Source organism: Lachnospira hominis (ex Liu et al. 2021) (genome assembly GCF_014287955.1).
GTDB lineage: Bacteria > Bacillota > Clostridia > Lachnospirales > Lachnospiraceae > Lachnospira > Lachnospira hominis.
In genome coordinates, this window is sequence record NZ_JACOPD010000006.1 from 120879 (window position 1) to 134585 (window position 13707).

The following is a 13707-nucleotide window of genomic DNA, read 5'->3' on the forward strand; positions in this document are numbered from 1 at the left end:
TATGACGAAAAAAGATGATGAAAGGGAGAAAGAAATATGAAGATTAAGAAAAATGACCTGTTTATTGGAATTTATCTGCTCTCTGCGGTTATTTTCTTTATTATTTCAATCCCATCGTGGCTGCTTGATATTCTTCTGGCACTCAATATAGCAGTTGCACTTATTATATTATTTAATGCGTTATATGCAAAAGAAGTGCTTGATATGGCATCATTTCCTACAATGTTGTTATTTACAACTATTTTTAGAATTTCCCTCAATGTATCTTCAACAAAGCTTATCCTTACTAAAGGTGATGCCGGTAAAGTCGTTGATACATTTGGAAAGTTTGTAGGCGGCGGCAATCTTGTTATCGGTGCCATAATATTTATAGTTCTCGTTATTATTCAGTTTATAGTTATCAATAAAGGTACAGAGCGAGTAGCTGAAGTTACAGCACGATTCACGCTCGATGCCATGGCAGGCAAGCAGATGGCAATTGACTCTGACCTTAATACAGGTGCAATCACAGATAAAGAGGCAGCTGAAAGAAGAAAGAAGCTACAGCTTGAAAACAGTTTCTTTGGTTCAATGGATGGTGCTACAAAGTATGTAAAAGGTGATGCCACTGCAGGTCTTATTATTACCGGTATTAACATTGTCGGTGGTATTGTAATGGGCATGATGTATAACGGGCTCAGTATCAATGAAGCCTTATCAAAGTATACAATACTTACAATCGGTGATGGACTCTGTAGCCAGATACCATCTTTGCTTATATCTCTTGCAACTGGTGTTCTTGTAACAAAAGCATCAAGTGATGGTGAACTTGGCGATGAGATTGTTGGACAGCTGTTCTCAATGGACAGGGTTCTTATGATGGTTGGTGGTGCTCTTACAGTATTAGGTGTATTTACGCCACTTCCTATATATGTATTTGTTCCTTTTGGTGTAGCACTTATTCTTGCAGGAAGAAAGCTTGGAGATAAGAAGGGTGAAGAACAGATAGAGGAAGAAGTGGAACGTGAGGAGACAGAAGCACAGGAAATCAGGAAGCCTGAGAACGTTGTCAGTCTTCTTAATGTAGACCCTATTGAATTGGAATTTGGTTATGGTATTATTCCTCTTGCCGATGTCAATCAGGGGGGTGACCTTCTTGACAGAGTTGTAATGATACGACGCCAGGTTGCCTTGGAACTTGGTGCTGTAGTGCCTATTATCCGTTTAAGGGATAATATCCAGCTCAATCCTAACCAGTATGTAATTAAGATAAAAGGTATACAGGTGAGTGAAGGTGAGATATTGTTTGACCATTATATGGCTATGAATCCGGGATATGTTGAGGAAGAGATTACAGGTATTCCTACATTTGAACCGTCATTCCATCTTCCGGCAATATGGATAACAGAAAGTCAGAGAGAACGTGCTGAATCACTTGGATATACAGTAGTTGACCCGCCATCAATAATTGCAACACATCTGACAGAAGTTATCAGACAGCATATTGCTGAACTTCTTACACGTCAGGATGTACAGAATCTTATTAATAATATTAAAGAAAACAATTCAACGCTTATTGAAGAGCTTGTGCCTAAACTTCTTGGTGTTGGTGAAATCCAGAAAGTTCTTCAGAATCTTCTTGAAGAAGGCATATCAATAAGGGATCTTGTAACCATATTTGAAACACTTGCAGATCATGCACCGGTTACAAGAGATACAGATATTCTTACGGAATATGTGAGACAGAGCCTGAAGCGTGCAATATCCGGAAAATATTTTCCACCGAACGAAGTTACTAATGTTGTTACTCTCGATCCGGCTGTTGAACAGGATATTATGGGTTCGGTAAAGAATACAGAACAGGGATCATATCTTACACTTGACCCTGAAAAAACAAAAAAAATTGTTGCCAGTCTTAAAGATGCAATTAAGAAACTTGAAGATATGGGCAAGAATCCGATAGTAATTACATCTCCGATAGTAAGACTTTATTTTAAAAAACTTGTTTCGGATTACATAAAAGATATAATTGTGATTTCATATAATGAAGTTGAATCAAATGTGGAATTACAGTCAGTAGGGATGGTGACAGAATAAGATGATAGTTAAGAAATTTCAGGGCGAAACAGAAAAAGATGCTATTTTAAAGGCTCAGGAAGAATTGGGAAATAATGCTGTAGTTTTAAATGTGAAGACTATTAAGCAGAGAGGAATTTTAAAATTATTTAAAAAGGATGTTGTTGAAGTAACAGCGGCACTTGAAGAAGAAGAATTATCGAAAAAAGCAAACACAGGTGCAAAAGAGTTTGGAAAAGCTTTTGAAGCATCATCATATGCGGGAAATATGCATAAGCAGCCTGATATATCTTCAAGACCTGCAGGCGGTCTTAATCTTTTAGCAGATGAGAAAATATCAGTTTCAAGTGAGTCGGCTGTTATAGAACAGAAACTCGATTCGCTTCACAGCCTTTTACAGAGCCAGATTAATGCAGGTGCATCCAGAAAGAACAGCATGCAGGTTGATGATGAAAAAGAGCGTGATGACATTGCAGCTGAACGCATTGCCGGGAAAAAAGCTGTAGAAGAACGTGAAAATGCCAATATGAAATTTATACGACTGATATACAAAAAACTTGTTGACAATGAAGTGAATGAAAAATTCGCTGATGAAATAATGGCAGATATAGAGAATTCATTAAAAAGAGAGTCTAATATTGATAGTATCCTGTCGGCTGTATATCAGAAAATTATCTTAAAACTTGGTGAGCCAAAACCGATTGAACTTGGTGATAAACCTAAAGTTGTATTTTTTATCGGACCTACGGGAGTAGGAAAGACAACTACAATTGCAAAAATTGCTTCGAGATTCAAACTTGAAGAATATGCCAGAGTGGCATTTGTAACGGCAGATACATACAGAATAGCGGCAGTTGAACAGCTCAATACATACGCTTCAATTATTGACAGCCCCGTAGATGTTATATATAGTGCCGATGAGCTTGAAGAATCACTTGATAAATATAAGAATTATGATTTGATTCTTGTCGATACGGCAGGCCGTTCACATAAATGTGAAGAACAGATGGATGAGCTTAGCGATATGCTCAAAAAAGCCGAAAAGTTAAAAGACAATTTTGACGTTGAGATATATCTTGTTCTTAGTATAACAACAAAATACAAAGACCTGGTAAATATAGCACAGAGATATGAAGATATTAACAACTGGTCTATTATATTTACAAAACTTGATGAGACGTGTTCTCTCGGAAATATACTTAATGTAAGACTGCTTACAGGTGCACAGCTTTCGTATACAACATATGGACAGAATGTGCCTAATGATATTGAACTTATTGACGAACAGGCTTTAGCAAGGAAATTGCTGGGAGGAAGTGAATAATGGATCAGGCAGAAACACTTAGAAATATAATAAAGCTTCAGAATCAGAGAACTGTTACTAATGCCAGAGTAATAACAGTTACGAGTGGCAAAGGTGGTGTCGGTAAGTCAAATACATCAATTAATCTTGCTCTTCAGTTTCAGAAAATGGGAAAGAAAGTAATAATACTTGATGCGGATTTTGGACTTGCCAATGTCGAAGTCATGTTTGGCGTAATTCCGAAATATAACATGGGTGACCTTATATTTAACGGCATGGATATAAAAGATATTATAACAGAAGGACCTGAAGGTGTAGGATTTATATCAGGTGGTTCTGGAATAGCAAAACTTGTCAATCTTGATAAAGATCAGGTGAAAAATCTTGTCGGAAAGCTGTCACAGCTAGAAGAGTTTGCAGATGTTATAATCATAGATACAGGAGCCGGTATATCACCCGCTGTAATGGAATTTATACTTGCATCACCTGAAACAGTGCTTGTGACAACTCCGGAGCCGACTTCTATAACAGACTCATATGCACTCCTTAAAGCACTCAGCATGACAGATTCATATGATTCATCTGTAAATAAAGTAAAGATGCTTGCAAACCGCGTCTCTAATGAGAAAGAGGGCAGAAATCTGTATGAAAAGCTCAACTCAGTTGTGACTAAATTCCTTAATATTAAGATGGAATATTTAGGTCATGTGGTTTATGATGATAATATGACAAAAGCTGTAATGAGCCAGAAACCTGTAACAATTATGTATCCACATTCACCAGCTTCAAGATGTTATGAAAATATAGTGAGTACACTTGAAACAGGTCATGCAGTATCGCAGAATGCAGGTGTAAGAAGTTTCTTCAGAAATGTATTTTCAAGAAAAATGAAAAATGGAGATTGATATGGATAGAATTTTGAGCGTGGGAAACAAAATCGAATTAAGTAAAATTAAAAAGAATAAAGATGACGACGCAGTCACATATGTGAGCCAGATTCTTGATATGAAAGATGAAAAAATTGTTGCAGCAATGCCTATAAGTGAAGGCCACATAGTACCAATTGAGCCTGGAAGCAGGATGCATGCATATTTTTATACAGTAAAAGGTATTTTCAGCTGTGAGATTCTTGTTACTGAAAGAGGTAAAGAAGGTAATATATATATAATGGAAGTTGAATGTACAACGGAACTTAAAAAGTTCCAGAGAAGACAGTTTTATCGTCTTCCATGTACTATTGAAGGATACTTCAGAAAGCTCACAGATACGGAACTTTTAAGATTTCAGCATGATAATATTGTGCCTGAGGATACACAGGATGTTGACAAGGGCATTATTGTCGATATAAGTGGCGGCGGATTAAGAATTATGACTGAAAAGCCGCTTGAAAAGAATAATTATATTTATATCCGCTTTCCGGTGGAGATGAATATAGGTAATAGAGATATTGAAGTTGTCGGAAGAGTAATTCTGTCATTGGAATCTCCAAACAGAAAAGACTGTTATGATAACAGGATACAGTTTAAAGGCATTTCCCATGAATTAAGGGAGACTGTTGTCAAATACATATTTGAACAGCAGCGTATAATTCAAAGAAAGGAAAGGGGAGAGTATTTTGGCAAAGAAAATACTGGTAATTGATGATTCTGCACTCATGAGAAGAGTTATATCTGATATAATTAACTCAGGCGGTGATTATGAAGTTGCGGCAATTGCTAGAGATGGCGTAGAAGGATTTGATTTAATAGTATCTAATCCTCATCTTTACAGTGCCGTTATCCTTGATATTAACATGCCTAAGATGAATGGACTGGAACTGCTTGAAAAGCTGCAAAAGAACAGAATAGAGCAGACAGTTATTGTAGTCAGCACTGTTGCAAAAGAAGGTGCAAAAGAAACAATAAAAGCACTTGAACTTGGAGCGTTTGATTTCGTAACAAAGCCAGAAAATTATCTTGAGACAAAGGGTGAAACATTTAAGAACAATATTCACAAGATGCTTGATCTTGCAACCGGAAGCCACAGAAGCAAAGTTGATTTAAGAACAACCTCTTTTGCAAAGCCGGGAAGCGTAGTAAGACCGGCAAAACCGAAGCCGGTAGTTATGCCAAGAAAGCTGGAGCCGGGGAATTTTACTGGCGTTAAGACAGGCAGGAAAAAGATTGTGGCACTTGCATGTTCTACAGGAGGCCCTAAGTCATTGCAGCAGGTTATTCCTTATCTTCCTAAGAACCTGGATGCACCGGTTGTGCTTGTACAGCATATGCCGGCTGGATTTACATTTTCTCTTTCTCAGCGTCTTAATGAGATAAGTGAAGTAGAAGTAAAAGAAGCTCAGGAAGGTGATATATTAAAAAATGGTGTGGTATATATTGCACCGGGCGGAAAGCACATGAGGGTCGTGAAAAAAGGCACGGATTATTGTATTAAGTTAAGTGACGAGCCAGCCATAGACGGATTAAGACCGTGTGCCAACGTAATGTATGAGTCGCTCGAAAACTGCCAGTATGATGAGATAACATGTGTTGTACTTACAGGTATGGGAGCGGACGGAACAAAAGGAATACAGGGTCTGGCAGCCCATCATAAAAAACTGCATGTAATTGCACAGGATGCTGATACATGTGTTGTTTATGGAATGCCGAAAGCAATAGCACAGACAGGCCTCGTTGATGAAGTTGTACCTTTGGGCAGCGTGGCAGAAACAATTACGAAGAACGTGGGGGTATCTTAACATGGATGTAAGCCAGTATTTAGAGATATTTATTGATGAATCAAATGAACATTTACAGAGCCTTAGTGATCAGTTAATGATTCTTGAAAAAGAACCTGAAAACAGCGATACAATTAATGAAATTTTCCGTGCCGCACACTCTCTTAAAGGTATGGCAGGAACTATGGGCTATAAGAGAATGCAGAATCTCACACATGATATGGAAAATGTATTCTCAGAAGTAAGAAATGGTAATATGAAGGTCACATCAGACCTTGTTGATGTATTATTCCAGTGCCTTGATGCTCTTGAAGAATATGTTAATAATATTCAGGAGACACAGGATGAAGGAACTAATGATAATGAGCCTATAATTAAGGCACTCAATGCATTTATTGCATCAGAAAATAAAGATGCTGCACCGGCTGAAGAAAAACAGGAACAACAGGCAGAATCTGCACCGGCAGAGAAACTTCAGGCAGATGAACATGGTATCAGCATGGAACTTGCTGATTTTGAAAAGAATGCGGTAAATGAAGCACTTAAAAAAGGAATGCATGTTTACGAGATTAAAGTAACAGTTGACGAAAATTGTATACTTAAAGCTGCAAGAGCTTTTCTTGTATTTAAGAATCTTGAAGGACATGGAGACATTATAAAATCAGATCCTTCAGTACAGGATATCGAAGATGAAAAGTTCGATTTTGATTTTCAGATTGTTATTTTAACAGAGGAAAGTTTTGATGATATCATCAAGATAATTAAGAATGTATCTGAAATCAAAGATGCTGATGGTGAAGAAATAACGAAGGCTTTTCCGGAAGAAAAGACCGAAGAGGAGCCAAAAGAAGAAAAGACAGAAGAAAAAGCTAAGCAGGCTTCAAAAGCACAGTCATCAAATGATAAGAAAGATGCTAATGGTTCAAAGAAGCCGGCAGGTGCAAAACAGCAGGCTGCCAATAGTAAAGCAAAGCCTGTCGGACATACTGTACGAGTTGATATTGAAAAACTTGATGTGCTTATGAATCTTGTCAGCGAGCTTATTATTGCGAAGAATGGTCTTGTTTCAGCAAGCAGTGAAGAAGGCTCAGAGAGCATTAACCAGAGCTTTAATGAACAGATTGAATATCTTGAGAGAGTAACAACAAACTTACATGAATCAGTAATGAAGGTACGTATGATGCCTATCGAGAGCGTAGTAAGTAAGTTCCCTCGAATGATAAGAGATTTGAGCAAGAAGCTTGATAAAAAGATGGAATTATACATGTCAGGTGAAGATACAGAACTTGACAGAACAGTTATTGATGAAATCGGTGATCCTCTTATGCACCTGTTAAGGAATTCAGCTGACCATGGACTAGAAAGTGCCGAAGTCAGAAAAGAAAGAGGAAAGAGCGAAGTTGGTTCTATTTTCCTTGATGCATATCAGGATGGTAACAATGTTGTTATTGAAGTCCGTGATGATGGTAATGGTATTGATATTGAAAAAGTAAAGAGTAAAGCTATAGAAAAAGGAAATATTACAGAAGAACAGGCTGCAATAATGTCTGATAAAGAAGTAATAGATCTGCTTTTCAAACCAAGTTTCTCAACTTCCGATAAGGTTACTGATGTATCAGGCCGAGGCGTAGGACTTGATGTTGTTAAATCAAAGATTGAAGCACTTGGCGGTGATGTTGAAGTTAAGTCTGTATATGGTGAAGGAAGTACATTTATTATAAGACTTCCATTGACACTTGCAATTATCCAGGCACTTATGGTTAAGCTCGGAGATGAAAAATATGCTATTTCTCTTGGCTCAATTCAGACAATTGAAGATATTCCTGTAAGTGAGATAAAATATGTACATGCAAAAGAAGTAATACATCTTCGTGGAAATGTTATTCCGCTCATTCGTCTCAGAGAGCTTCTTGATGTACCGGGAGAACAGGAAGAACAGGAAAATATTACTGTTGTCATCGTCAGCAAGGGAGATAAGCAGGCTGGGCTTGTTGTAGATAGTCTCATTGGACAGATGGAAATTGTAATTAAATCTTTAGGCAAGTATATCAACATTAATAAGATGATAAGCGGTGCAACTATCTTAGGTGATGGTTCAGTTGCTTTGATTATTGATGCAAATACTCTTGTCTGATAAAAATCCGGAAAGGTTAGGTGGCTATCTATGGAAGAAGTAAAAACAATGGAAAAAGCATCAGATGAAGCAATGGATGCTGTTCAGTATATAGTTGTAAAGATTGGCAATGAACAATATGGCATTAATATCCAGTATATTGATAATATTGTAAGAAATCAGAGAATCACAAGAGTGCCAAAGGCACAGTCATACTATAAAGGAGTAATTAACCTTCGTGGTGAGATTATTCCTGTTATGAGTATCCGTCTCAAACTTGGTCTTGAAGATGATAATTATACAGATAAGACGAGAATTATCATTATCAAGGTTGATGGTGCAACAATAGGTGTAATTGTTGACCAGGTAAAAGAAGTTGTAACACTTGAAAGCACAGATATCGAAACTGTTGCACGTTCAGGTTCTCTTGTAGGTTCAGGATATATCAGTGCGATAGGCAAGAGCAATGACGAGCTTATTTCTCTTCTTGATATTGTTGCATTAATAGAAGAAAGCTGATGATTTAAGAAGGGAGTGCCTGATGTCAAAGATTGATCTTGAAAAACTGGAAGATTCACAGTTTGATGTTTTAAAGGAAATTGGAAATATTGGAGCCGGAAATGCAACAACGGCACTTGCTACAATGCTTAATATTAAGGTTGATATGTCAGTACCTAATGTTGCATTACTCCCATTTGACAATATTTCGTCATTTATTGGTTCTGAGGAACAGACGGTTGTAGGTATTCTCCTTGAAATACAGGGGGATATCGATGGAATGATGATGTTTTTATTTGATATGAAGTCGGCTCATCATCTTGTAAACTCACTTATGATGCGGGATGTTCATCAAGATGAAAATGGGATGGCAGATTTTTCTGAAATGGAAATGTCTGCCTTAAATGAAATTGGAAATATAGTTTCCGGTTCATATTTATCAGCATTGTCAGGACTTACCGGAATGAAGATGGTATCATCTGTTCCGGCACTCTCTATTGACATGCTTGGTGCACTGCTTAGCGTTCCAGCCATTGAATTTGGTAAATATGGTGATAAGCTGCTGATGATTCAGTCAGAGTTTGGCGAAGATGATTTTGTTACAGGTTATTTTCTACTTATACCGGAATTGGAATCATATGATAAAATTCTGACTTCGCTTGGAATGTAATATGGTTGATAAGTTATTTAAATGATTGGAAAGAGTAAAATGGGAAATATGATTAAAGTCGGAATGGCCGACTTGAAAGTTTGCAAATGCCCCGATGCATTGACAACGCTTGGATTAGGTTCATGCGTTGGAGTGGCTTTATATGATCCTGTAACTAAAATCAGCGGATTATTGCATTGCATGCTGCCGGACAGTACACAGATAAGAAATAATTCTAATCTTGCTAAATTTGCAGATACAGGAATTGATGAACTTATACGCCAAATGGCTGCACTTGGGGCAAATAAAAACAGACTTGTAGCAAAGATTGCCGGAGGTGCCCAGATGTTTGCCATGACGACTACAAATGATTCGTTGCGAGTCGGTGAACGTAATGCAGAAGCAGCAAAAAAGAAATTAAAAGAATATAACATAAGATTGCTGGCAGAAGACTGTGGACTTAATTATGGCCGTACAGTTGAATTTTATTCGGAAACAGGAGATTATGTTATAAAATCTGTAGGAAAGCCAGTCAAGACAATTTAAGGCTCAGGGGTATCTGCTTATGAAAAAATTTCGTAATGTTCCGGCAATAATAACTCTGCTTGCCGGATTTGTGACGAGTGTAGTGATGATAGTTAATAAGTATTCTCTTAAACCATTTTTATGGATACTTGTTTTAGTGATGGCAGGGTTTTATATTTTGGGAATTATTATAAGAGTAATACTTAACAAAGCGTTTAGTGACGATAAGGAAAAAGATAAAGAATCTCAGGATACAGAGTCTTCACAGGATGATTCACCAAGTGAAGACAGCAATGAAAAAGCTGATAACCAGTCAGAAAAAAATGAGCAAAAATAAAGAATGATGAATTGCGGGGGCGGCATTAATGGATGAAGCAGGCAGAGACAAGCTTTGGCAACAGTATTCAAAGACGCATGATACAGAATTAAGAGATGAACTGATTTTAGAGTATGCACAGCTTGTTAAGCTTGTTGCAGGGCGACTCAGTATGTATCTTGGATATAATGTTGAATACGATGATCTGGTTGGATATGGTATATTTGGACTTATTGATGCTATTGATAAATATGATTATGGCAAAAATGTAAAGTTTGAAACATATGCCAGTCTCAGAATCAGAGGTGCGATATTAGACCAGATAAGAAAAATGGATTGGATTCCACGTTCGCTGCGTCAGAAACAGAAAAAAATTAATGCTGCGATGGCTGCTATAGAAGCGAAAACAGGGAGAACTTCAACAGATGAAGAACTTGCAGCAGAACTTGGGATTTCAATAGAAGAACTTAATAACTGGCAGGGACAGACTAAAATGTCAAATCTTATTTCCCTTGATGAGTATACGGAAGAGGGCAGTGAGTCCGGCATACAGGCAGTTAACAATACAAGATTTGAGACACCTGAAGATGTAGTCGAAAAAGAAGAATTGAAAAAGATGCTTGTTGAGGCACTTGACCTGCTGACAGAAAAAGAAAAAAATGTAGTTACGCTTTATTATTATGAAGATCTGACTTTAAAAGAAATCAGTCTTGTCCTTAATGTATCTGAATCAAGGGTTTCTCAGTTACATACAAAGGCACTTAATAAAATGCGTAAAAAACTAGGGGATTATATGGAAATTTTAGCTTGAGGCTAATGGGGAGACAAATTTATGGAGAAATGTACAAAGGGGTATTTTGAATTTGATACAAGACAGGATGGTCTGTATCTTACAGTTTATCCTCCGCAACAGGGAGAACCTGCATTGGATGCCGGAGAAGTTTTATATTACATAGAAAAGAAAAATATATACGGATGTGATATTACACTGATTGGTGATACAGTAAAAAAAGGTGCAACGCAGGAAGTTACAGTAAAAGTGTCTGATGAGACACCATATCCGGTATCTGAGTTTGGCGATTACAGAATAAGCCATGATACAATGACACTTGAGGCAGTTTTCTATCCGCCGTTTAAAGGTGCGGTAGAACTTACTTATGAAGAAATACAAAAAGATTTAAAAAATATCGGAGTAATAAGTGGGATTTCAGAAGAAGCGATAAGACTTTTTCTTCTTGAAAAGAGATATTTTGAGACATATGTTCTTGCAAAAGGAACTAAAGCAAGAGAAGGAAGCGATGGTTATATTGAGTATACATTTAATACAAGCTTAAAACCAACGCCAAAGATGAATGAAGATGGAACAGTAGATTTTCATACACTTGAAAATGTTAATCATATAAAAAGCGGTGATGTTGTAGCAATACTGCATCCGGAAGACAGAGGTGACAACGGAACCGATATTCTTGGAAGACCCGTTTATCCAAGAAAAGTAAAAAGAGCAGTATTCAGATATGGCAAAAATATGGAGGTATCTGAAGATAAGCTTAAATTAATTTCAAAAGTTGACGGTCATGTAACACTTGAGAATGATAAGGTTTTTGTATCTAATGTTCTTGAACTTGTAGATGTTGATGCATCTACAGGAGATATTAATTATAGCGGAAGTGTTATGATAAAAGGAAATGTACTTGCAGGATTTTCAGTAAAAGCTGCTGGTGATATTTCAGTAAGTGGTATTGTAGAAGGTGCTACAATTATTGCTGATGGTGATATTACATTTAACCGTGGTGTTCAGGGAATGAATAAAGCGGTCATTAAAGCCGGTGGAAATATAGTTTCTAAGTTTATTGAGAGTGCGAGCAGCGTAGAAGCCGGTGGAAATATCGAAGCAGATTCCATTTTGCATAGTAAAGTACGTGCGAAAGGAACAATAAAAGCATCTGGAAGAAATGGTCTTATTGTAGGCGGCGAAGTCCGTTCGATATGCCTGGTTGAAGCAAAAAATATAGGAAATGAGATGGGAACAGCAACCGTTGTAGGTGTAGGCGTTGACCCGGCTGCAAAGAAGAGAGTTGATGAGTTAAAGACAAGCCTGCAGAAACTCGGTGATTCAAAGATACAGCTTAACCAGATTATGACTGCATTGAGAAAAAAACAGGAAATCGAAGGAAAACTTGCACCTGATAAGGTAGAACTTCAGCAAAAGACAATGCGTAATCTTGTCATGATAGAAAAAGATCTGACTGAGCAGAAAAATGAACTTGAGCAGTTAAGACAACAGCTTGGTGAAGATGTAAATGCAAGGGTCAGAGTCAGCGGAAATATATATGTTGGAGTAAAACTTATATTTGGCGAACAGAATTATTTTATCAAAGAAAAACGTACATTCTGTCAGTTCGTAAAAGATAAAGCAGATATTAAATGGCAGTCATTGTAGATTGGAGTGCTTATGAGTGTAAGACCTATTGATATTATGATGGTGCCTCAGATGAATGAAGTTTCACATATAAAGCAGAGTGAAAATATGAGACCAGCGACAGAACAGATGAATATTGTGTCCAATGTTGACAAGAAGGTCGAAAACAAATCTGAGCAGGTAACTAAAAAAGATGACGTTGAAAATAAAGGTCATAAGTTTGATGCTAAAGAAAAGAGCAGCAATGAATATGAGCGAAGTGGAAGCGGTGCATATTCAAAGCGTTCTTTTAAGGAAGGCAATGTTACTGTAAAACAGGATGAAGATGTATTTTTTGATATAAAAGTTTAGAATTTGTAAAGGCAGAAAGTATTATGACGACAGTAGAAATTATATTGCTTGTGGCAGGCATTTTATGTCTTATTGCCAGCTTTATGATACCTGATGAAAAAAAGAAAGAATCAAAAGAAGAAAGTTCTGTAAACAGACAGCCCGTACAGGAACTTACACAGGCAGAGCAGGATAAAGTAAGAGAACGTATAAATGATATTATCAATGAACAGCTTGGTGATATTTCAGAAAAAACGGAAGCCCAGCTTGATAAAATTTCAAATACTAAAATTCTTGAACTTAATGAGTATGCTGATACCGTTATGAATGAGATTAATAAAAATCATAATGAGACAGTTTTTTTATATGATATGCTGAATGAAAAGGCGAAAGAAGTAAAAAATACTGTTAAAGATGTAAATAATGTCAAAAAAGAGGTCGATAAAGCGGTTTCAGAAAGTGCGGCAGCCATAGAAAACAATACTGCGGAATATGCTTATACCGAAGAAGTGAAAAAAGAAGAAAAGCAGTCACCGGAAGTTAAGATATTAAGCCAGAATGATGAATTGAAAAAACAGGCAGAAACAAAAAATAAATCTGCTGATAAAGCGGATCTTGATATTGAAAATGCAAACAGCAAGAACCAGAAAATATTAAAATTTTACAAAGAAGGTCTTGATAACAGGACAATAGCGAAACAGCTTGGGCTTGGTGTTGGAGAAGTGAAGCTTGTTGTGGATTTATATAAAAATTCACTGGGATAAAATTAACAGTTACGGAGAATGA

The 13707-nt window shown here is 37.0% G+C and carries 14 protein-coding genes; all 14 read left to right on the forward strand.

What is annotated here, in order from left to right:
* The first annotated feature begins 36 nt into the window (after positions 1 to 36).
* The 14 genes from flhA to H8S01_RS09630 are packed head-to-tail and all read left to right on the forward strand — an operon-like array spanning position 37 to position 13685.
* A complete protein-coding gene (gene flhA, locus H8S01_RS09565) occupies positions 37 to 2076 on the forward strand; it encodes a flagellar biosynthesis protein FlhA (protein ID WP_186837036.1) in 2040 nt (679 codons plus the stop codon).
* A gap of 1 nt (position 2077) precedes the next feature.
* A complete protein-coding gene (gene flhF / locus H8S01_RS09570; RefSeq protein ID WP_021866041.1) occupies positions 2078 to 3379 on the forward strand; it encodes a flagellar biosynthesis protein FlhF in 1302 nt (433 codons plus the stop codon).
* Complete coding sequence (locus H8S01_RS09575) at positions 3379 to 4263, forward strand: MinD/ParA family protein (RefSeq protein WP_021866040.1); 885 nt, start codon at positions 3379 to 3381, stop codon at positions 4261 to 4263. Before flhF ends, H8S01_RS09575 begins: the two co-directional genes overlap by 1 nt.
* A 1-nt stretch (position 4264) precedes the next feature.
* Positions 4265 to 4999: a flagellar brake protein gene (locus H8S01_RS09580; RefSeq protein ID WP_186837037.1), complete on the forward strand. Its 735-nt coding sequence runs from the start codon at positions 4265 to 4267 to the stop codon at positions 4997 to 4999.
* Positions 4974 to 6092 carry a protein-glutamate methylesterase/protein-glutamine glutaminase gene (locus H8S01_RS09585; protein ID WP_186837038.1) on the forward strand — a complete coding sequence of 373 codons (1119 nt, stop codon included), beginning with the start codon at positions 4974 to 4976 and terminating at the stop codon, positions 6090 to 6092. The genes H8S01_RS09580 and H8S01_RS09585 overlap by 26 nt, the downstream gene beginning before the upstream one ends.
* Position 6093: 1 nt before the next feature.
* Positions 6094 to 8205 carry a chemotaxis protein CheA gene (locus tag H8S01_RS09590; protein WP_186837095.1) on the forward strand — a complete coding sequence of 704 codons (2112 nt, stop codon included), beginning with the start codon at positions 6094 to 6096 and terminating at the stop codon, positions 8203 to 8205.
* A gap of 30 nt (positions 8206 to 8235) precedes the next feature.
* Positions 8236 to 8703 carry a chemotaxis protein CheW gene (locus tag H8S01_RS09595; RefSeq protein WP_021866036.1) on the forward strand — a complete coding sequence of 156 codons (468 nt, stop codon included), beginning with the start codon at positions 8236 to 8238 and terminating at the stop codon, positions 8701 to 8703.
* 22 nt (positions 8704 to 8725) lie between these two features.
* The gene (locus H8S01_RS09600) at positions 8726 to 9352 is read left to right on the forward strand and encodes a chemotaxis protein CheC (protein WP_021866035.1); all 627 of its coding nucleotides are present in this window, start codon (positions 8726 to 8728) and stop codon (positions 9350 to 9352) included.
* Between the two features lie 39 nt (positions 9353 to 9391).
* A complete protein-coding gene (locus tag H8S01_RS09605) occupies positions 9392 to 9877 on the forward strand; it encodes a chemotaxis protein CheD (RefSeq protein ID WP_021866034.1) in 486 nt (161 codons plus the stop codon).
* 19 nt (positions 9878 to 9896) lie between these two features.
* A complete protein-coding gene (locus H8S01_RS09610; protein ID WP_186837039.1) occupies positions 9897 to 10193 on the forward strand; it encodes a hypothetical protein in 297 nt (98 codons plus the stop codon).
* A gap of 28 nt (positions 10194 to 10221) precedes the next feature.
* Positions 10222 to 10983 (forward strand): FliA/WhiG family RNA polymerase sigma factor, encoded by a 762-nt coding sequence (locus H8S01_RS09615; protein ID WP_021866032.1) that lies wholly within the window; start codon positions 10222 to 10224, stop codon positions 10981 to 10983.
* A gap of 21 nt (positions 10984 to 11004) precedes the next feature.
* Positions 11005 to 12612, forward strand: coding sequence for a DUF342 domain-containing protein (locus H8S01_RS09620; RefSeq protein WP_186837040.1), 1608 nt, complete (start codon positions 11005 to 11007; stop codon positions 12610 to 12612).
* Positions 12613 to 12624: 12 nt separating this feature from the next.
* Positions 12625 to 12942, forward strand: a complete 318-nt coding sequence (locus H8S01_RS09625) for a hypothetical protein (protein WP_021866030.1) — start codon at positions 12625 to 12627, stop codon at positions 12940 to 12942.
* A 23-nt stretch (positions 12943 to 12965) separates the two neighbouring features.
* Complete coding sequence (locus H8S01_RS09630; protein ID WP_186837041.1) at positions 12966 to 13685, forward strand: DUF6115 domain-containing protein; 720 nt, start codon at positions 12966 to 12968, stop codon at positions 13683 to 13685.
* Positions 13686 to 13707 lie beyond the last annotated feature (22 nt).